This is a genomic window from Janthinobacterium sp. DSP2-3-3, assembly GCF_049897325.1.
Taxonomy (GTDB): Bacteria; Pseudomonadota; Gammaproteobacteria; order Burkholderiales; family Burkholderiaceae_D; genus Janthinobacterium.
In genome coordinates, this window is record NZ_JAFCWA010000017.1 from 89,450 (window position 1) to 109,378 (window position 19,929).

Below are 19,929 nucleotides of genomic sequence, written 5' to 3' on the forward strand. Positions count from 1 at the left end.
ACAAAACCTTGCAACCGGCATTTCTTCTCACTGTTATCTATGATCAGTCTCGACCGCCTGGGTATTTTTATCGCCATCGTCGATGCCGGTTCGCTGACGGCGGCAGCCGCCGTGCTGGGCCAGAGCAAGGCCGTCGTCAGTTTTAACTTGAAACAGCTGGAGGCGGAGCTGGGCGTGTCGCTGCTCACGCGCAGCACGCGGAGCCTGGCGCTGACTGACGTGGGGCGGCGTTTTTACGAAGATTGCCAGCGTGTGCTGAGCGAAGCGCAGAGCGCCATCGAGACGGCGCGCCAGGGGCATCAGGGCTTGCGCGGCACGCTACGCCTGACCACCACCGTCGAATACGGCAGCCGCACGGTGATCCCCGCGCTGATCGCCTTTGCCGCCGCCCATCCGCAGCTGCAAATCCAGCATTCCTCGTCGTCCTCGCATGAAGACCTCATTTCGGGCGGCTATGATCTGGCCATCCGCATGGGTTCACTCAACGATTCTAGCTACCGCGCTTCGCTGGTGGAGCGCTACGCCATCTGGCCCGTCGCCTCGCCCGCCTACCTGGCCAGCCTGCCCGGCAAGGACATCGCCACCTTGCCCGACTTGCAGCGCGCGCGCTGGCTTGCGCACAGCCGGCTCAGCACGCCGCTGCGCTGGGACGTGCAGACGCCGGACGGTCCCGCCGCCTTCACCGTGCAGGACGAGGCCGCCATCCATTCCGACTCCGCCTCGGCCCTGCTGGGCTTTGCCCTGGGCGGCTGCGGCGTGGCCCTGCTGCCGCAGTGGCAAGTAGAAGGGGAAGTGCGCGCGGGACGCCTGCGCCGCCTGCTGCCCGACGTCGTCTTTCCGCAGCAGGGCGTGTATGCCGTGTATCCGAACACCCAGCATATTGCGGAAAAGGTGCGCGCCTTTATCAACTTTTTGCGCGCGTTCGTGGGCACGCCCGCCTGAGGTTTCACGTGACGCCGCGGCATCCATGTCACGTCGATAATACTTGTTGAATACAACGATTTCCAAGGGGCAAACGAGCGCCCTTTTCCTTGTGCACGGCCTACACTGACAGGACGTTGTTCACCGATTGGAGATCATCATGGCACACACATTGGCAGCAGTTTTCGTCCTGCGCGACATGGCCGAGCGCGCCCGGCACGACCTGATCACGGCTGGCTTTTCCGGCGCCAGCATCCGCCTGCACGATGCGGGCAGTGACGATATTTCCGCCACGGAAAACATCCGCCGCGACGACAGCGACAGCCTGCTCGACAACATCAAGCATTTCTTTACGGACCTGTTCGGCGGCCACGCCGACCGCCACATCTATGCGGAAGCCGTGCGGCGCGGGCATGTCGTGCTGACACTGGAAGGGGCCAGCGACGCCGATATCGAGCGCGCCACCGACATCGTCGAGCGCTACGCGCCGCTTGACATCGATGCGCACGCCGACCACTGGCGCGCGGGCGGCTGGCAAGGCATGCCGCAAAACGACAGCGCGATGCGCCAAGGCGCCAGCATGCAGTCAAGCGCATCATCGCAGCAAGGCACGCCCAGCGGCAACCTGAACGCGGCGGCAGCGGCGTCGCAGCAATTTGCGGGCGGCATGGCATCGCCGCCGTCCAATGCGGGCGCCAACGTGCGCCGCTATCCAAGCGCCGACAACCTGCCAGGCACCAACTACGACGACGAGCAGTATTACCGCAACCACTGGAGTAACCAGTATGCGTCCAGCGGCGGGCGCTTCGACGACTACGATCCCGCCTACCGCTATGGCCATTCGATGGCGGGCAGCGACAGCTATCGGGGGCAAAGCTGGGAAGAGGTCGAGCTTGAACTGCGCAGCACCTGGGAACACACGTATCCGCAGTCGGCATGGAACGACTTCAAGGCGGCCGTCAGGCATGGCTGGGAACGCGTGATGTCCTGACACGCGACGAGAGGGGGAAAACGCCCCCTCAGCGCCCCTCGTGCGTGAGCTGCAGGAAGTGGTTCAGAATATGAAAGTGGTCTTCGAAGAATTGCTCTTCCATGGCCGGCAGCGATGCCACGGGCACCCACTCGGCCAGCGCCGCATCGTCGGCCGCCGTCACGGCCGGCAGCTGGCGCGTCTTCAGGTCGAAATAATGCGCATGCGTGATGGTGCGGCCGCGCTGGCTGCGATCCGGGTGGTCGAACACGGCCACGCCGACCAGCGCCTCGACGAGGGTGGGCGCCAGCACGCCCAGCTGGGTTTCTTCCGCCAGTTCGCGCAGGGCGCCCTGCAGCAGGCGTTCGCGCGGTTCCAGGAAGCCACCGGGCAAGGCCCAGAGGCCCTTGCCCGGATAGCCACCGCGGCGCACGAGCAAGACGTGGCCGCCGGTCTGCACCAGCGCGTCCACGGTGCAAAAGATGGGCGCATATGGCGCCGTGCGCCAGCGCGCCTTGTAAGCCTCGATGGCGCGGTATTCCTGCACCAGCGGCGCGTACCACGGCAACAAGGTCCACGCTTTTAAATACTGGCCGATGGCCGCAGGTAGCAGCTGCGCCACGGCGCTCAGCGACACATCCACATCTTCAGCTTCAAACAGCACGTTGCGGATCGCCGTCGCGCCAATCGGTGAACCAGGATCGATCTCCAGATTGAGTAACTGCCAGTGCGGGAAGTGGTGCAGATAGTAGCTGGTGGCGTCCTTGAAGCAAGCCACCAGGGTGACGCGCTGCGCCGCGGGCACGGCGCCCGCCACGGCGCGCCGCACGGCATCGGCCCACAGGCCATCATCGTAATAATCGCGCACGGCCACGTAATGCACGCGCGCGCGCTGCGCCTCGGGCAGGGTGGCGGCGATCATGGCGGCCCGCTCCTGCCACGTAAACGGATTCTTCGGGCTGCGCGCATGGAAGGCGGAACCGAGCACCACCACCACCTGGGCGGCGGTGGCCAACGCCGTTTGCAGCAAGCCGGCATGGCCATTATGAAAAGGCTGGAAGCGGCCGATCAGGATGGCGGCGTCAGCGGAATAGGCAAGGGTCATGCGTCGTCTCCGGTGGGGTAGTGGGCGGCGATCGGCAATTGGCGCCCGCTGCCAAAGGCGCGCGAACGCACGCGGATGATGGGCGCCGCCTGGCGCCGCTTGTATTCGTTGCGGGCGACCATGCCAAGGATGCGCGTCACCAGCGCCCGACCCTCGTCCGTCTCGCGCAGCTGATCGACCAGGGTCAGCGCTTGCGCGCTTTCCTGTGCCGGCAGGCGCCGTCCCTCGATATGCCACTTCAAAATTTCATCGAGCACGGGATATGGCGGCAGGCTGTCGGTGTCGCGCTGGCCCGGCGCCAGTTCCGCCGACGGGGGTTTATCCAGCACGGCGAGAGGAATCAGTGCGCGCCCGGCGCTGGCGTTGAGATGGCGCGACAGGGCGAACACTTCGGTTTTATACAGGTCGCCGATCAGCCCCAGTCCCCCGTTCGTGTCGCCGTACAGGGTGCAGTAGCCAACCGAGATTTCACTCTTGTTGCCGGTGGTAAGCAGCAGGGCGCCGAAGGCATTCGAGTATTCCATCAATATGGTGCCGCGCACACGCGCCTGCAGGTTTTCCAACGGCAGTCCTTGCAGCTTGCCGTCGAAGGCGGCCGCGTAGCCGGCTTCGTACTGCGCCACGATGTCGCGTATCGGGTGCGTGTACAGGGCAATGCCAAGGTTGGCGCACAGGGCGACGGAATCGGTGACGGAGCCGGCACTGGAAAAGACGGACGGCATGGTGATGGCCACCACGTTGTGCGCACCGAGCGCTTCGACGGCCAAGGCCAGGGTCAGCGCCGAATCGATGCCGCCCGAGCAGCCGACGACAACTTTCGTGAAACGGCAACGGCGCGCGTAGTCTCGCAAACCCAGCACGATCTGACGCCGCGCAAACTCCACGGCGGGAATGCCGTCCGGGTCCGGCACGGGGAAAGGCTGGCCATCGGGCTGCGCGAAACGACCGTCGGCAAAGCGCAGCAATGGAAAATCCTCGACGAAGCGGGCCGCCTCGAACTGCACGCCCAGGCTGGGCGAGATGGCAAACGAGGCGCCGTCGAACACGAGTTGATCCTGGCCGCCCACCTGGTTGACGAACAGCAGGGGCAGATTCACGCGCGCGCAGGCGGCGCCAAACACCGCGTGGCGCTGCGCGCGCTTGCCGATGTCGGACGGGCTGGCGTTGATGCTGACGACCAGGTCGGGCCGCGCCGCGTGCAGGGCTGCGAAGGGATTGACGGCGTAGGCGCGGCCGTCGTCGTTCCAGCCATCCTCGCAAATCATGAAGCCCACCTTGCAGCCGGCGATGGACATGGTGCAGGCACCGGGCGGGCCCGGCTCGAAATGGCGGCCCTCGTCGAAGATGCCATACGTCGGCAGCAGCTGCTTGTAGTATTCGGCCACGATGCGCCCGTCGCGGATGGCCAACAAGGCGTTATACAGCGGCTTGCCAACGCCGGGATTGGGCCGCGCCGTGCCGATGACGGTGACCAACGCCGGCCAGCGCGTCGATGCCTGCAGCAAGGTTTCCAGCGCCTGTTGCATGTCGCGCAGGAAGGCGGCATCCTCGAACAGGTCGCCCGGGTAATACGCGCACAGCGACAGTTCGGGGCACACCAGCAGGTCGGCGCCATCGCTGCTGGCGCGCTGCATGCGCGCGATGATGGTGGCGACATTGGCGTCGAAGTCGCCCACGGTGGGATTCAGCTGGGCGAGGGCGATGGTCAGCATGGTGATCCTTCATTGGTTACGCATAATGGTGGCACTTGAGACCACTATCCTGCCTGAAAAATTTTCTGAAGGTACTGATGCAATCGTGCAAGCCTGCCGATCAAGCAGCTACAAGGTCTTGAGCCAGCCCCGCAAGCGCGTGCGCGCATTCGCATACGGCGACGAGGTATTGAACTGGATCATGCGTCCCATCGTGTAATGCGTGTACCAGGGTTGGCCATACAACTGCGCATCGTCGTGCGCCTCGATCAGCGCCAGCAGCTGGTTTTTCGCCTGTTCCAGGCGCTGCAGCAAGTCTTCCATGCCCAGTTCAGCATAGTCGGCATAGAAGCGTTGCGCCAGTGGACCCAGAGCGTTCCACGTGAAACCTTCGGCGGGAAAGGCGATGTCCTCGATGCGCTTGCCTTCGCGCAGCTGCGCGTGCCAGTGCAAGACCAGCTCGTTCCACCCCACCAGATACGCGAGCAGATCGCACACGCTCATGCGCGTGCCCTTCACTTGCCCCTCCAGCACGGGTGCGCGCGCCAAGGCCGGTGGCACGCGCGCCAGCTCCTGCGCCAGCTTGGCGTAGGTGGTGCTAATCGCCTCGACCAGTTCCTGCTTGCTGTTCGGGATCGCCATCACGCCGCCTTCACGACAGGCAAGCCGGCCGCCTGCCAGTCGTCGTAGCCGCTGCCGAGACGGCGCGCATGCAAGCCGTGCTGGCGCAAGACCGCCACCGCCTGCACGGACAGCACGCAATACGGGCCGCGGCAATACGCGGCGATGTCCTGGTTGGCAGGTAGCTCGGCAAGGCGGCGCTGCAAGTCTTCAAAGGGAATATTGATCGCACCGGGCAAATGGCCGGCAGCAAACTCCTGCGCGGGCCGGACGTCGAGCACGGTGATGCTGGCTTCCTGCATGCGTGAGAGCAGCTCCTCGCCCGTGATCGCTTCCACATGGTCACCCCGGCTCAGCGTCTGCAACTCGCTGCGCTGATGCTGCGCATACAGCGCCAGCGCATCGAGCAACTGCATGACAGGGCCGCTACCGAGCCGGTACAGCACGCGCTTGCCGTCGCGCCGCGCCTGCACGAAGCCGGCGCGCCGCAACTGCTGCAAATGCTGGGAGGTATTCGCCACGGACAGGCCCGTCAACTCCACCAGTTGCTCCACCGCATACTCGCCCTGCGCGATTTGCTCGAGCAGGCGCAGACGCGGCGCGCTGCCCAAAATATGGGCAAACCCGGCGGAACCGGTGAGAAATTCGATGTCGGCATTTTTCATTGACACGATGCTAGCACCCTTATAACATTCAATCAACAAATTGAATGTTATAAGGGATAGCGATGCAAATACTCTGGCTGGATGCCTTGGCGATCGGCGTGGGCGCGACGGCGGTGATGGATGTGTGGGCGATAGCGTTAAAGCGCTTCTGGTGCATTCCCTCGCTGAACTTTGCGATGGTGGGACGCTGGCTGGGCCATCTGCCGCGCGGTACTTTGACGCATGCCAACATCGCCCAGGCGGCGCCCGTGCGCGATGAAGCGGTCATGGGCTGGACCGCCCATTATGTGATCGGTGTGCTGTTTGCGGCCGTGCTGCTGGCGCTGGTGGAGCGGGAGTGGGTGCAACAGCCGACGTTCGCGCCGGCGCTGCTGGTGGGCCTCGTGAGCGTGGCCGCGCCGTTTTGCATCTTGCAGCCGGGCATGGGCGCTGGCGTCGCCGCCAGCAAGACATCGCATCCAGCCGCCGCCCGCCTGCGCAGCCTGATGGCCCACACGGCGTTCGGCATCGGCCTGTACCTGGCGGCCCTGCTGTGGTCGACCGTGCGTTAAGACGTCAACGGCGGCACGGGTGCCGGCGCCGCAGTCGGTGTGGGTACCGCTGCAGAGATGGCCGGCGTATCCGGCTGCGCCGGTACGCTGCTCAGCACCATCGTGCTGGGCTTGGCAATCGCGATATGCGCCTCGTCCAGGCGCTTGAGCAGCTCGAACAACAGGGCGCTGCGGATGCCTGCCGTCAGGCGCGGCGACGAGGCATAGCCGGTGGCGTTGAACAGCAACAAGCCATTGTCGATGCCGTCGAGCTGCACGCTGGGCGCCGGCGTGTCGAGCACGTCAGGATTGTCGACAAAGGTAGACAGGATCAGCGCGCGCGCCGCTTGCGCATCCGTGCCCAGCGGCAGCGGCAACTTGACCTGCACCAGGCCCAGGGGATTGGCGTGCGTGACGTTGCGCACCGTCTTGGTGATGAATTCCGAGTTCGGCACGATCACCGTGGAACGGTCGCCCAGTTGAATTTCCGTGGCGCGTACATTGATGCGGCGAATGTCGCCTTCCACGCCGCCCAGCGAGACCCAGTCGCCCACCTTGACGGGACGCTCGGCCAATAAAATCAGGCCGGAGACGAAGTTCTGCACCACCGCCTGCAAGCCAAAACCGATACCCACCGACAAGGCCGACGCCACCCACGCGATGCGTTCCAGGCCGATGCCGGCCGCCGACAGGGCCAGCGCCACGGCCAGCACGCCGCCGATATAGCCAAACAGCGTGATGAACGACACTTGCATGCCAGAATCGAGATTGGTGGTCGGCAAATAACTGTTTTGCAGCCAGCGCTTGAACAGACCCAGCGCAACAAAGCCCACCACCAGCACCAGCAGGGCCTGGATCAGCGCGGCAGGGCGGATCGCCACCTCGCCGATGGCCAGGCCATCCTGTAGCTTGCCGACCCGCTGGAACAGCTCGCCCGGACCTTCGCCGAACGGCGCCAGCAGCAGCATCAGGGCCAGCAGCACGACGATGGCGCGGCCGATGCCCGACAGCAGCACGGCCGCCTGGTCGCGCGCCTTGGGCGTGGCCAGCACGGGATTGACGGCGTCCGGCGGCGGCGGGGTGGATGCCAGCAGCATGCAGATATCGTCGACCAGCACCGTCAGCAGATAGGTGCTGCCCACCACCACGATGACCCAGGCGATTTGCTTGGCGATAAAACTGCCGAAAGCCACATAACCGACCAGCAAGCTGATGACGCTCGACGCCAGCGCCAGCCACAGCAGCACCGTGACGCAGCGCAGCCACAGCGGCGTGATCAAGCTGGCGGGGTCGGCCTCGCGCAACAGGCGCCAGCAACGCTCGGCGCGCATCAAGCCATAGGCGATGGTCGTGCTCATCACCAGGGCGACGATGCAATTGACGGCCACGGCCGTCGACAGGCCCGCATTGATGACGATGGTGACCCGTTCCGTGGCCCACACCAGCACTACGATGAAGGCAAACGTTGACGGAAAATGGCGCAAGCGGTGCGCCAGCGCATCAGGCAGGGGCAGCAAACGCCACGACACGCGCCAGGGCGACAGCAGCGCGTGGCCCAAGCCCGCCGTAAAACCGGCAAAACAGATGATGCCGATCAAGCTGCTGAGGAAAGTCGAAGTTTTTTCGGACAGGCCGCCATCCCAGCGCAGCCCCATGGCCAGCAATTCGGCCACCAAGCCCGGCGTGGCCAGCGCCAGCACCAGCACGGCTAGCGCATGCAAGGAGCGGCGCAAGCGGCCATGCGGCACGCGCGTGGCCGTCACCACAAGCAGATAGCGCGACACCCAGACGCTGGCGCCGATCACGGCCACGATGCCGGCCAGCAAACCGCCCCAGGCCGACCACGGCGTAGCGCGCGCGGCGTTGGCCAATTCCAGCTCCAGCGCTCGCAGGCGTTGCAGATTTTGCGGCAGTTCGCCATGCAGCTGTTTCCAGAAGGAACCGGCCAAGATCGATGCCGTGCGCTCACCCAGGCGCGCCTGCAACTGCGCGCGGCGCACCGTCGATACTTGCTCGGACGCCTGCGTCGCTTCCACGGCCAGCAATCGCGCCAGCTTCACCTGCGCATCGAGCGCGCTGCTGGTGCGGTCCAGCTGGCTGCGTTGCGCTGCCACGTCAGGGGCATCTTTCGTGCCCGCCGCCGGCTTGCCCAGCTCGGCCAGCCGCGCCTGCACGCTGGAAAGCGTGGGCGCGAGCGCCTCGGCCACCTTGTCCGCCTCGGCGCTGGCCGCCAGCGCATCGGCGCGCATCTGCGACAGGGTCGCATCATCGAGATCGGCCTCGCCATCGAGCGCCTTCTGAATGGTCGTGATCTGCTTGCGCAAGCCATCGAGGCGCTGATCGGCCGTGGCCGCATCATCGACGGGCTGCGACCAGGCCGGCGGCGCAGATAGCGAGCACGCCAGCAGCAAGGTCAATAGCAGCGGTAATAGCCAGCCACGCCAACGGTGGTGCGCAGAAAAAGAATGGGGGGTACGGAATGAAATCATGCGGTCCTATCGGCCAGGTCAATACGGGTGAAAGCGAGACAGCATCGCGCCAGCAGGCGCAGCGGCAAAAAGCAGCAGCGGCCGGCACCGGGGCGATGGGTATTACGGGAGTTGCTGAACTGTACGGCAAACAGCGACAGCCTAGCGCACTCCTGCGATAGATGGCGGAAATTTTCGTGCGGCAAGGAATTAGGGCATATAGGTGAACATAAAGTTGAATTTAGAATGATTCAATTCAATTTTATGTTTATATATTATGCGCAGTTCTTGCGTCTGTCGGGCAACGGTGAGCGCTGGGGTGCGCTAGCCGTGGGCGACACGCCCAAACCGAACATTGCCAAGCTGGCTAGTCCCACGCTGCATCACCTTGACGCGCTGGTGCAGGAACTGTTGGCCATCGCTAAAAGCCGGCCGACACTCAATGCGTCCTTGCGCAAGCGCCTGTTCGCCGACACGCGCCACCATACATTGACGGCCGAACGCAACGTGGTGCGCATCCTGCGCTACGACCTGCGCGGCACGCGGCGCAGCATGACGGTCAGCGCCGCCTCGCTGCTGCTGGTGCGCATCGCGGATGGTTTTACGCAAGTGGCGCCACTACTGAACGAAGCCTTGCGGGCACGGATGGCGGAGCGCTTGCGGGTGATGCTGGCGGTGTTGGGCAAGACGCAGGCAGAAAACGAGTTGTAAAGTACCGCTACTCACCTGTTCGGTATGTCACCCGCCTGCTAGGTTGAGAGTTCTCCCCGGATGATTTCTGCGCCTGCACTGAGCGCATGTAATTTGCCTCTGGCTACGCGACGAGCCAGGGGCGCCATGCCACAGTTGGTACTCGGATAGAGCTTGTCGGCATCGACAAACCGCAGCGCTTTGCGCAGGGTGTTGGCGACTTCCTCCGGCGTTTCAATGGTATTGCTTGCCACGTCAATGGCCCCCACCATCACTTTTTTGCCACGGATGAGTTCAATCAGGTCCATTGGAACACGCGAGTTGTGGCATTCCAGCGAGATGATATCGATATTCGATTGCTGCAGCTTGGGAAAGGATTCTTCGTATTGCCGCCACTCGGACCCCAGCGTATTTTTCCAGTCAGTATTGGCTTTGATACCGTAGCCATAGCAAATATGGACGGCAGTTTCGCATTTGAGCCCCTCGATGGCCCTTTCCAGGGTGGCAATCCCCCAATCATTGACTTCATCAAAGAAGACATTGAATGCGGGTTCGTCAAACTGGATGATGTCGACGCCGGCCGCTTCCAGTTCCCTGGCTTCCTGATTGAGGATCTTGGCAAATTCCCAGGCCAGCTTTTCGCGGCTTTTATAGTGGCTGTCATACAGCGTATCAATCATCGTCATCGGACCTGGCAAGGCCCATTTGATCGGTTGCGTGGTTTGCTGACGTAAAAACTTGGCGTCTTCAACAAAAACCGGCTTTGGGCGGCTCACCGCGCCAACGACGGTCGGCACACTCGCATCATAGCGATCACGAATTCTGACGGTCTCACGTTTGTCAAAATCGACTCCGCTCAGGTGCTCGATAAACGTGGTGACAAAATGCTGGCGGGTCTGCTCGCCATCGCTGACAATATCGATGCCTGCGTGCTGCTGTTCCTGCAGGGACAAACGTAAAGCATCTTGTTTGCCCTCGATCAATTCCTCGTCCTGCAATTTCCATGGCGACCACAGCTTTTCAGGCTGGGCAAGCCAGGAAGGTTTGGGCAAGCTGCCGGCAGTTGAAGTCGGTAATAATTTTTTCATGATGATTGATTTCGTGTGTTGATTAATCAGAGAACGTGGTGGCAGTCCATTGTTCAAGAACATTTTTATATGGCTTGATGAAGTGCTCTTCCGTATATTTTCCCTGCTTGACAGCCAGCTGGCTGCGCTCTTCCCGGTCGTAGACAATCTGCGTCAATGAATAATCCTGATTCTTCAGGCTGGGCTGATACGACTTGCCTGCCGCCGAATTGGCATTGTAAATTTCGGGCCGGTAAATCTTCTGGAATGTTTCCATCGTGCTGATGGTGGCGATCAGTTCAAGATTGGTATAGTCGCCCAGCAGGTCGCCGATAAAATAAAACGCCAGCGGCGCGGCGCTATCCGGCGGCATGAAGTAGCGAACTTGCATCCCCATTTTTTCAAAATATTGATCGGTGGAGGAAAACTCGTTTTGTTGATACTCGACACCCAATACGGGATGCTGATTTCCGGTCCGCTGATAGGTCTTGCTGCTCGATGCACTGAGACAGATGACCGGCGGCTTGTTGAAGCGCTTTTTGTAAGTATTTGATCTTACAAAGTGCTTGAACAGCTTGCCATGAAAATCGCCGAAATCATCTGGTGCACTGAATGCAGCTTTATTATTGTTGTGCTCTGCCAGCACTACGCTGAAGTCGTAATCGCGCACGTAAGAGGAGAAGTTATTGCCTGCAATCCCATCGATGCGTGCCCCGGTTTTTTTGTCGATGATGGTCGGTTTCAGTATCTCGATCAATGGAATATTGCTGCCTTTGACATCAATATTCAACTCCACGGAAATGATTTCGAGCTCGACGGAGTAGCGATCGCCGTTCGGGTTGTCCCAATGCGCCAGGTTGTTGAAACGGTTGTCTATCATCCTCAGGGTATTGCGCAGGTTTTCCTGGCGTCTGTTTCCCCGGGCCAGATTGGCAAAGTTGGTCGTCAGGCGCGTATTGTCGGCCGGATGATAGTTTTCATCGAAAACAATACTCTTGATGCTGAATATAAAATCTTTGCTCATGGTGATCTGGTGTCCTGATTTCTGCGAAAAAATGAATGTGTGGATTGCTGGCCGTCGTGATGCGTGTCAGGCCGCGACCGCTTCATCAGCCTTGGTAGCTCTCGCATGGCACGTCAATTCGATCAAGGGCAATGCCCGCTGGACCGCCAAAGTGGCCCGCTGGATCAATGCCTCGTCCTGCAGACGGTAGTCGAGGAAATCCTTGTCGGTTGCATAAACGCCCAGCGGCAATGTGCGTGCCTGGAAGAAGCTGAACAGCGGGCGCAACTGGTGGTCGATCATCAGGGCATGGCGCTCGCTGCCGCCGGTGGCAGCCAACAAGACTGGCTTGTCGATCAAGGCGTCCTGATGAATGAAGTCGAAGAAGTGCTTGAACAGTCCCGTGTACGCGCCGCGAAAGACTGGTGTTGCCACCACCAGGATGTCGGCTTGCTCGACCGCTGCAAGTTCCCGCTCCACCGTATCGGGCAGGTGGGAGCGCCAGACCGCGCCAGCGAGCTGCGGTGCGAGCTGACCCAGTTCGACCAGGCGTTGTTCGCACAGCACTTCGTCGGCGATCAGATCCATCAGGTGCTCTGCCAGGGCTGCAGCCTTGGAAGGGCGTTGCAGCCCGCCGGAAACCGCGACTAAACGAAGTGGACGTGTCATTTTTGCTTTCATAGGGATGGATGCGCCAGGGCCGAAAAATACAGGCAACAAGGGGATCGATGATAACGGCGGGAATCGATGAAGTATAATGGTCTTATTTCATACATCCATGAACATGGCTCATCTCAATGCTTGAACGCATCCACCTCAGCATCGTCCAGCAGGTCGAGAAACAAGGCTCGTTGACGGCCGCAGCGAGCGTGCTGCACCTGACCCAGTCGGCCCTGAGCCACAGCATGAAGAAGCTGGAGCAGCAACTGGGCACCGACGTTTGGCTGCGCGAAGGGCGAAGCCTGCGCCTGACGCAGGCCGGCCAGTATCTGCTGGCGGTGGCGAACCGGGTGCTGCCGCAACTGGACCTGGCCGAAGAGCGCCTGGGCCAGTTCGCGCAGGGCGAGCGCGGCGCGCTGCGCATCGGCATGGAATGCCACCCTTGCTACCAGTGGCTGCTCAAAGTGGTGTCTCCCTATCTGGCCGCATGGCCCGACGTGGATGTGGACGTCAAGCAGAAGTTCCAGTTCGGCGGGATCGGCGCGCTCTTCGGCTACGAGATCGACCTGCTGGTCACGCCCGACCCGCTGTACAAGCCGGGGCTGACATTCGAACCCGTGTTCGACTACGAGCAGGTGCTCGTCGTGGCCAAGGGCCATGCCCTGGCTACCGCGGCCTATGTGAAGCCCCAGCAACTGACCCAGGAAGTGCTCATCAGCTACCCCGTGGACATCGAGCGCCTGGACATCTATAACCAGTTCCTGTTGCCGGCCGGTGTCACGCCCAAGCGCCACAAAGCCATCGAAACCACCGATATCATGCTGCAGATGGTAGCCAGCGGCCGCGGTGTGGCCGCCCTGCCGCGCTGGCTGGTCGAGGAATACGCGGCCAAGATGGACGTGGTGCCTGTGCGGCTGGGCGTGCGCGGCGTCGCCAAGCAGATCTTCCTGGGGGCACGCGAGGCGGACACCGCCATCGACTACGTGCGGGCCTTCATCGAACTGGCCCGCCAGCCTGCCATCGTCGTTGCGCAAGGAAACGATGCTAACGCCCTTGATGCATGCAGATAAACCCAGGCCCGCCAACAACATCACGCACGCCTATTCCCTGGAAGTCAGTGCCCTGCTTTGAGCGCAGCGGCGCCCCGGATATTGCCCGCGTCAACCATTTCCATTCCCGGCCTACTTCGCGCTTTCCATAGATTCCACTGTATTGAAAATATGCGCCAGCGCGCTTTCCATGGCGCTGGCAGTAGCGTCGCCGCTCTGGTTGGTGATGATGAAAACCCCAAGCTGATATTGAGGAACGACGTAAGCGTAGCTTTGCGCACGTGGCACGCCGCCATGGTGGACATAATGCGTGCCCAACTGGCGATTGCTACCGATGTTCCAGAAATAGCCAATGCTGAAGTCGTCCTGAAAGCGTACCAGCGGCTTGTGTGATTCGACGACCGCAGGATTGGCGCCCAATTGCAGGCGCAGGTACTTCGTCATATCCGGCATAGTCGACTTCAGGTTGCCCGCTGCCCCCCAAGGCAGTTGTGGCATCGCTGTTGTGACGACGGGATTGTCGCTGTGGTAGCCGGGCGCCAGCCGGCCGGTATCCCTGGCTGTGATTCTCAGCTTGGTATCGTGCATGCCGGCTTCGCGCGCGACGAATTGCGTGAGCAGGACTTCATAGGGCATTCCGTAGATTTTTTCGAGCGTGTGCGCAATGAGTTCGGTACCGGCGCTTGAATAGGCGTAGTCCTTGCCAAGCGGACCTTTGATGCTGACTGTGTGCAAGTCCTGCCAGAATCGCTGTTGTCCGTAGTTGGCGTAGGCTGCATTGAGCTTTGCCGGCGTGGCGTGTGCAGTGAAATCCTTCAATACGGTGTTCACCTGCAATGGCAGCATGCCCGGCATATTGCTGGTGTGCGTGATCAAATGGCGCAAGCGAATTGGCTGGCCCTGCGACTGCAGGTTCGGGTAGGCGGCTGCCAGGTACTTTTGTATGGGATCGTCGAGCGCCGCCTTCCCATCAAGCACTGCGTTCGCCAGTAGCAGGCCAGCAAAAGTTTTGCTGACTGAGCCGATTTCATATAGCGTTGTATCGTTCGGCGGATTGGCTTTGCCGGTCTCCAGCTCGCCTTGATGCAGAATGAATTCCTTGCCGCGATAAACGACAGCAATCGAGGTCGCGTGTAGAAATTTTGATTGCAGCAGCGTGCTTGCGGTCTGGCGCATTGCCGCAGGAATGTCATGCGCAGGTACTGGGGCTGCGGGCTTGCAAGCTGCCAGCACTAGTGTCATTCCAATCATGATTGCGGCGAGTTTGGTCATCATGCGCACCATCCAGGGGGGAGGGGCATTCTCGCACAATGGATTCAGCGGTGACAGAAAAAAGTCATTCGTATGGTTTTTCCAGAGAATGAACGGTGGTGCCTGATAAAAGAAAACGCCAGCCGGAGGTAGCGTTTTCTTCTTGGTGGCCCGGGGCGGAATCGACCCACCGACACAAGGATTTTCAATCCTTATGTGATCTTTCAATAAAAGAGAACTTGGCTCCAAGACCAAGAAAGAACATGCGTGCCTGCTTCAGCAAAACTGAGCGCATTGCCTAGGTCAAGGGAATCGCAGTCCGCCGTGACTACCGGTCCAGGTAAGGCGTCAGAATGTTCTCAAGCCACTCGACGAAGATGCGTACCCGGCGTGACAGATTATGCCGATGTGCTACCACGATAGACACTGGCAAGGATTTTGGCCGCAAATCAGGCAGAACTTCTACCAGCTCACCACTGTGAAGGAAAGGCTTCAGGCTCGAAAGGCCAGCCTGAATCAGCCCAAGCCCCGCCAAACCGGCACCATGGTATGTCTGCACGTTGTTGACGCTGAGCGATCCTGGAAGTGCAAGCACAGCATAGGTCTGACCTGTTGGATATTCCCAACCAAGCGTCCGACTGCCCAGTGTTGGGGTGTAGTGCACCATGCGATGTGCCTGCGCCAATAGGTCTTCCAGCGTGTGCGGAACACCGTACCGCGCTAGGTAGGCTGGACTCGCGGCATTCACCATCCGCAAGGTGCCAAGCGTCCGCGCAACGAGGGTCTCGTCAACGATGCCACCGACGCGAAGGGCGCAATCCATTCCTTCCTGAATCAAATCAACGCGCCGGTCAGTGCTGGATAACTCCAGCTCGATGCCGGGGTATCTCTCCATGAACGTGGGCAACGCTGGCATGACCGTGGAGCGAGCGAATTCGGTCGGCAGATCGATGCGGAGACGGCCGCTGAGCGGGGCCTGGCTCGCGGCGAACATCACACTTAGCTCCTCAGCATCAGCAAGCAGTGCACGTGCGCGCGCGTAAAAGCTGCGCCCATCCTCCGTCAACTGCACTGTCCGAGTTGAGCGGTGCAGCAAACGGGCGCCCATCTGAGCCTCCAGTTCACGCACCACGTTCGACGCGCGTCCTTTCTGGATGCCGAGACTCTCCGCTGCGTGAGTGAAACTGCCCATTTCTGCAATGCGAACAAAGATTGCCAGGGCCTCCAGATTTTTCATTGTAATTCTTTTGAGTAACAACGGGTTTTGATTGGAGTACTTTATAGCAAAAGTCGCACAGGGCATAGTTAACTCCACTGGAGCAAACGGTTGCTCCCCACGAATGTTGGAGCTCGCAATGCGCTACAAGCAACTGGGTAACACTGGACTGTTCGTGTCCGAGCTTTGTCTCGGCACAATGACCTTCGGGCCTTCGGGACAAGAAGGTCTGTATCACGATATTGCGGGGATGGATCAACTGACCGCTGATCGTATCGTCGAACAATCCCTGGCGGCAGGGGTCAACTTCTTCGATACCGCCGATGTGTATACGCACGGCCAGTCCGAGCGAATGCTGGGGCAGGCTTTAAAAAACCTTGGCGTGGCGCGCAAGGACATCGTCATTGCCACCAAGGTATTCAACCCTTCAGGCACCGGCCCGAATGACAGGGGAGCCTCGCGCGGGCACATTATGGATTCGGTATCGGCAAGCTTGGAACGTTTGCAGACCGATTACATCGATCTCTATCAGGTGCACGCCAACGATCCCCTCACACCGATCGAAGAAACGCTACGTGCGTTCGATGACCTTATTTCGCGTGGACTGGTGCGTTACATCGGCGTCTCGAACTGGTCGGCGTGGCGGATCGCCAAAGCCAATGGTATTGCCCGTCGCCATGGATATGCACGTTTCGAAACCGTACAAGCCTATTACTCGATTGCGGGGCGGGATATCGAGCGTGAAGTCGTGCCGATGCTAACCGAGGAAAAGATGGGCCTGCTCGTCTGGTCACCGCTTGCAGGCGGTCTGCTGTCGGGCAAGTTCGGCCCCGATTCGTCGAGCGAAGGGAGGCGCGCAGCGTTCGACTTTCCGCCCGTTGACAGGAATAAAGCTTGGGAATGTGTGGACGCGATGCGTCACGTCGCCGAGAAGCACAGCACCAGTGTGGCGAGCGTCGCGCTGGCCTATGTCTTGGCAAAGCCTTTCTTGACGTCGGTAATCATTGGCGCAAAACACCTTGATCAGCTGGCGCAGAACTTGGGTGCCGTCAAGCTCCAACTTGATGCTGACGACCTCGGCTTGCTTGATACCGTCAGCGAGCTCACGCCCGAATATCCCGGGTGGATGCTCGCGCGCACCGCTCACACACGTATGCCCTCCGGCAGCCAAATCATGCCAGGCGGCCCGAGTCCAACAGTCAATGCAAAGGACGCTGCCGTTGATCTCTGAACGACGCGCAGGGTGCAGCTTAAAGCAGGTGCACAGGCCCACTGATCGCAGCGTTGCGTATTCCGTTTTTTCTGATGCCAGTTAGAGCTGGCGAACTACATTACTTAACATTAAGGGTTTTTATCATGAGCATGCATCCTTCGGAATTAAAAGGCGTCGTTATTTTTCATTCAGGCTACGGCCACACGAAACGGGTGGCCGTAGCCGTAGCGGCAGGCGCGAGAGCAAGCTTGTTGCAAATCGATGCAGATGGGAATCTGTCCGACCAGGCATGGGCAGAAATCGAGCATGCACACTACATCATTTTTGGATCGCCCACCTATATGGGCGGGCCTAGCTGGCAGTTCAAGAAATTTGCGGACGCTTCGTCCAAACCATGGTTCGCCGACCTTTGGAAGGACAAAGTTTTTGGCGGATTCACTAATAGCGCCAGCGTCAATGGCGACAAACTGGCGACGCTGCAGTATTTCACCCTGCTTGCCGCACAACATCGCGGTATCTGGGTGGGCGTGGGAATGAAATCGTCCAACACAAAGGCTTCTCAACGAGATGACATCAATCGTATGGGTTCCTTCCTAGGGCCGATGGCACTGTCGCCGGCCGATGCGGCACCGGAGGAAATGTCTTCGGGTGACTTGGAAACCGCGCGTCTTTACGGCTCGCGTGTTGCCGAGATAGCTGCCAAATTGTTCTTGGCCTCTACATCACACTGAATCCATTCTCAACCAACTCAACTAATTACTCTCATGAAAACGTCAACTACAGACTTGTCCTCGCAATTACGCGCCGAACGCATCGCAGTCGAAACGCTGTATCGCGCGTTCAGCGAGCAAAACCCAGATATGGTGGATTCGGTCCTAGCTCCACAGTGGGAGGATATTCCACTGGCGCCAGGCCAGGGACCCGGTCCGTCCGGCATCAAGCCCATCATTCGTATGCTTGCTGCCGCGTTTCCGGATGTTCACATCACCATCCACGACATGCTCCAAGAGCCGGGCAAGATTGGCGTGCGTGCCGAGATCAGCGGTACGCATCTGGGCGAGCTGTTCGGCATCGCACCAACCGGCAAAAAGGTGAGCTTCCGTCTGCACGAATTTCACACCGTCGCCAACGGCCTAATCACGACCACGTGGCACATGGAAGACTGGTTCGGTTTGTTTTTGCAACTGGGCCAATTCCCATCGCACGGTTAAACCCATCAATATCGGCCGGCATTACATCAGAAATATCAGCTGATGCAGAATGCTGGCATCTGAAACGCGTCACGCCGCCGCGCAAACAACTGACGCCTGCTGTTGGCCAGGTTGTCATTCAATGGTCTGGGCAGCGCCAGATCACCTGGGTTTGATGCACCTCGTACTGAGCGCTTGCAACGTGGCGTGAGTATTCTCATCACTGCAGCCCCCCAATCGCATTGAACGATCTGTGCTTGCCCCACAACAATTACAGCAGCACGGCCTACCTTGCGCACCTGCGGCCAGAGCGTTGATGCCTCGCCGTGCAGCACCGGTCCAACGCAACAGGCGCGAGGAAGCCGAGATCGTCAAGGACGGCATCATGCCGTTGGGCTGGAAGGACGCTTGTCAAAGCGGAGAAGCCCTGAACACCTGTGCCGTACAGCGCCCATCGGTCAAGTCGCGGCTGGCGGAGAGCTGAACTTGTGAAGTGCCAGGTGGCAGCAATTTTCATTTTTTTGAATTTTCACGGCACGTGAAATCCAAAACAATACTGCATGTGCGAGCGTGAGCCGCCTTGGAGAGCGACGATCCGCGTCCACACCAGCCTGCGTGAAAACTTGGCCGTCGGCCGCGAATCTTCCATTTTTTTAGCCGGTCAACGGTAGGCGCTCACTCCACAAATGGCGCAGCCCACAAGAAACAGCACCGCTTGTGTCAAACTTTATTGTTTTCCGACGGACTTTATTGTTCGTGCACACAGATGAGTCGAGACAATAAAGTCCGTCGGAAGGAGAAATTCTAAGCTTATGATTTTTTAGGCTTTTTTTCCGACTATGCAACCATGTAAAGTCCGTCGAAGATACCCAAAAACCGGCATAGCAAAGTTGAATGCGGCGAAAGTCCGTCGGGTTTGTTCGTTTGCGTGCGAATTACACGCGCAGTTTGATATGCCCCTCCATTGCCTGACCTACATGTAGTAGCTCTTAGCTCCGCGCTTTGTCCAGCCACTTCAGGTTTGCTTCCGCTGCAGCCTTGCTCTTAAATGGTTTACTGATGTCGCGTACTGCGCCGTATCCATTTACGCCAGGCCAGTACAGCGACCAGTGCCAGCCATCGAGACTTATGAAAAACTTCAGTTTCATGTCGTACCTCCATTTTTCTTGAATTCTAATGGGTTCTCCCAGAGACACCAACCGCGATCTGTAGAATGATGTTATTAGCCAACAATGCCAAAAAAAGCAAACGACACTAGTCAGGTTTGGCACATTCAGGAACGCGAAGTGTCGACCGCTGTCATCAGTGGAAAACTGCTTCATCCACGTAAGTACGCCAGCAAGTCCATGACGCGCTAAAAGTCCTTAGTTGCGAGCAAAAAAGGTGGAACCATCCCTAAGCGGATTCTCTCCTCAGCGAGCGATTCAATCGCCTCACGACCACCGTCAAACGCCACAACTAGGGACTGAGGGTCAATTCCGGGAGCACCGAAGTGATCGGTTAGAGTGAGGTACCCTGACTTTTTCGGACACTCTTGTTTGGCAAACTTCACCAACTGGAGAACATATGAAACGCTCAACAACATACACGCCAGAGCTTCGAGAAGAAGCAGTAAAGCT

General features: G+C 59.8%; 20 protein-coding genes and 1 tRNA gene. 8 read left to right on the forward strand and 13 right to left on the reverse strand.

Features of this window, described 5'->3' with window-relative positions:
• The first annotated feature begins 39 nt into the window (after positions 1-39).
• Positions 40-942: a LysR family transcriptional regulator gene (locus ACP7DE_RS25695; RefSeq protein ID WP_426074748.1), complete on the forward strand. Its 903-nt coding sequence runs from the start codon at positions 40-42 to the stop codon at positions 940-942.
• Positions 943-1,081: 139 nt separating this feature from the next.
• Complete coding sequence (locus tag ACP7DE_RS25700) at positions 1,082-1,912, forward strand: hypothetical protein (protein WP_426074749.1); 831 nt, start codon at positions 1,082-1,084, stop codon at positions 1,910-1,912.
• A 28-nt stretch (positions 1,913-1,940) separates the two neighbouring features.
• Here the strand turns inward: ACP7DE_RS25700 and ACP7DE_RS25705 are convergent, their stop codons facing one another.
• From ACP7DE_RS25705 to ACP7DE_RS25720, 4 genes are all read right to left on the reverse strand, one after another.
• Positions 1,941-2,996 (reverse strand): bifunctional nicotinamide-nucleotide adenylyltransferase/Nudix hydroxylase, encoded by a 1,056-nt coding sequence (locus ACP7DE_RS25705; RefSeq protein ID WP_426074750.1) that lies wholly within the window; start codon positions 2,994-2,996, stop codon positions 1,941-1,943.
• Complete coding sequence (locus tag ACP7DE_RS25710) at positions 2,993-4,708, reverse strand: NAD+ synthase (RefSeq protein ID WP_426074751.1); 1,716 nt, start codon at positions 4,706-4,708, stop codon at positions 2,993-2,995. Before ACP7DE_RS25710 ends, ACP7DE_RS25705 begins: the two co-directional genes overlap by 4 nt.
• A gap of 108 nt (positions 4,709-4,816) precedes the next feature.
• Positions 4,817-5,329: a ClbS/DfsB family four-helix bundle protein gene (locus ACP7DE_RS25715; RefSeq protein WP_426074752.1), complete on the reverse strand. Its 513-nt coding sequence runs from the start codon at positions 5,327-5,329 to the stop codon at positions 4,817-4,819.
• On the reverse strand, positions 5,329-5,973 hold the full coding sequence (locus ACP7DE_RS25720) for an ArsR/SmtB family transcription factor (protein WP_426074753.1): 645 nt from the start codon (positions 5,971-5,973) through the stop codon (positions 5,329-5,331). The genes ACP7DE_RS25715 and ACP7DE_RS25720 overlap by 1 nt, the downstream gene beginning before the upstream one ends.
• 62 nt (positions 5,974-6,035) lie before the next feature.
• On the opposite strand from ACP7DE_RS25720, the gene ACP7DE_RS25725 reads away from it, so the two are divergent.
• Entirely contained in the window at positions 6,036-6,524 is a 489-nt protein-coding gene (locus tag ACP7DE_RS25725) for a DUF2938 domain-containing protein (protein ID WP_426074754.1), read from the forward strand.
• On the opposite strand, the gene ACP7DE_RS25730 is transcribed toward ACP7DE_RS25725, so the two are convergent.
• Complete coding sequence (locus ACP7DE_RS25730; RefSeq protein WP_426074755.1) at positions 6,521-8,992, reverse strand: DUF3772 domain-containing protein; 2,472 nt, start codon at positions 8,990-8,992, stop codon at positions 6,521-6,523. The two genes, ACP7DE_RS25725 and ACP7DE_RS25730, sit on opposite strands and share 4 nt — an antisense overlap.
• A gap of 243 nt (positions 8,993-9,235) precedes the next feature.
• On the opposite strand from ACP7DE_RS25730, the gene ACP7DE_RS25735 reads away from it, so the two are divergent.
• Positions 9,236-9,682 (forward strand): hypothetical protein, encoded by a 447-nt coding sequence (locus tag ACP7DE_RS25735; protein WP_426074756.1) that lies wholly within the window; start codon positions 9,236-9,238, stop codon positions 9,680-9,682.
• A 38-nt stretch (positions 9,683-9,720) separates the two neighbouring features.
• Here ACP7DE_RS25735 and ACP7DE_RS25740 read toward each other — a convergent pair whose 3' ends face one another.
• The 3 genes from ACP7DE_RS25740 to msuE form a co-directional block, all read right to left on the reverse strand.
• Positions 9,721-10,749: a methionine synthase gene (locus ACP7DE_RS25740; protein WP_426074757.1), complete on the reverse strand. Its 1,029-nt coding sequence runs from the start codon at positions 10,747-10,749 to the stop codon at positions 9,721-9,723.
• Between the two features lie 22 nt (positions 10,750-10,771).
• Positions 10,772-11,752: a DUF1852 domain-containing protein gene (locus tag ACP7DE_RS25745; RefSeq protein WP_426074758.1), complete on the reverse strand. Its 981-nt coding sequence runs from the start codon at positions 11,750-11,752 to the stop codon at positions 10,772-10,774.
• 66 nt (positions 11,753-11,818) lie between these two features.
• Positions 11,819-12,400 carry an FMN reductase gene (gene msuE, locus ACP7DE_RS25750; RefSeq protein ID WP_426074759.1) on the reverse strand — a complete coding sequence of 194 codons (582 nt, stop codon included), beginning with the start codon at positions 12,398-12,400 and terminating at the stop codon, positions 11,819-11,821.
• A 128-nt stretch (positions 12,401-12,528) separates the two neighbouring features.
• Here msuE and ACP7DE_RS25755 point away from each other — a divergent pair, with 128 nt between their 5' ends.
• Positions 12,529-13,461 carry a LysR family transcriptional regulator gene (locus ACP7DE_RS25755; RefSeq protein WP_426074760.1) on the forward strand — a complete coding sequence of 311 codons (933 nt, stop codon included), beginning with the start codon at positions 12,529-12,531 and terminating at the stop codon, positions 13,459-13,461.
• Between the two features lie 111 nt (positions 13,462-13,572).
• On the opposite strand, the gene ACP7DE_RS25760 is transcribed toward ACP7DE_RS25755, so the two are convergent.
• From ACP7DE_RS25760 to ACP7DE_RS25770, 3 genes are all read right to left on the reverse strand, one after another.
• Positions 13,573-14,715 carry a serine hydrolase domain-containing protein gene (locus ACP7DE_RS25760; protein WP_426074761.1) on the reverse strand — a complete coding sequence of 381 codons (1,143 nt, stop codon included), beginning with the start codon at positions 14,713-14,715 and terminating at the stop codon, positions 13,573-13,575.
• Positions 14,716-14,855: 140 nt separating this feature from the next.
• Positions 14,856-15,029, reverse strand: a tRNA-Phe gene (locus ACP7DE_RS25765).
• Positions 15,020-15,928, reverse strand: a complete 909-nt coding sequence (locus ACP7DE_RS25770; protein ID WP_426074762.1) for a LysR family transcriptional regulator — start codon at positions 15,926-15,928, stop codon at positions 15,020-15,022. Before ACP7DE_RS25770 ends, ACP7DE_RS25765 begins: the two co-directional genes overlap by 10 nt.
• 118 nt (positions 15,929-16,046) lie before the next feature.
• On the opposite strand from ACP7DE_RS25770, the gene ACP7DE_RS25775 reads away from it, so the two are divergent.
• From ACP7DE_RS25775 to ACP7DE_RS25785, 3 genes are all read left to right on the forward strand, one after another.
• Positions 16,047-17,138 carry an aldo/keto reductase gene (locus ACP7DE_RS25775; RefSeq protein ID WP_426074763.1) on the forward strand — a complete coding sequence of 364 codons (1,092 nt, stop codon included), beginning with the start codon at positions 16,047-16,049 and terminating at the stop codon, positions 17,136-17,138.
• 125 nt (positions 17,139-17,263) lie between these two features.
• Positions 17,264-17,851: a flavodoxin family protein gene (locus ACP7DE_RS25780; RefSeq protein WP_426074764.1), complete on the forward strand. Its 588-nt coding sequence runs from the start codon at positions 17,264-17,266 to the stop codon at positions 17,849-17,851.
• Positions 17,852-17,884: 33 nt separating this feature from the next.
• Positions 17,885-18,331, forward strand: coding sequence for an ester cyclase (locus tag ACP7DE_RS25785; protein ID WP_426074765.1), 447 nt, complete (start codon positions 17,885-17,887; stop codon positions 18,329-18,331).
• 968 nt (positions 18,332-19,299) lie between these two features.
• Here the strand turns inward: ACP7DE_RS25785 and ACP7DE_RS25790 are convergent.
• Together ACP7DE_RS25790 and ACP7DE_RS25795 are read right to left on the reverse strand one after the other, a co-directional pair.
• Positions 19,300-19,458 carry a hypothetical protein gene (locus tag ACP7DE_RS25790; RefSeq protein ID WP_426074766.1) on the reverse strand — a complete coding sequence of 53 codons (159 nt, stop codon included), beginning with the start codon at positions 19,456-19,458 and terminating at the stop codon, positions 19,300-19,302.
• Positions 19,459-19,664: 206 nt separating this feature from the next.
• On the reverse strand, positions 19,665-19,929 hold a 265-nt coding region (locus tag ACP7DE_RS25795), incomplete at its 5' end, for a DUF1488 family protein (RefSeq protein WP_426074767.1).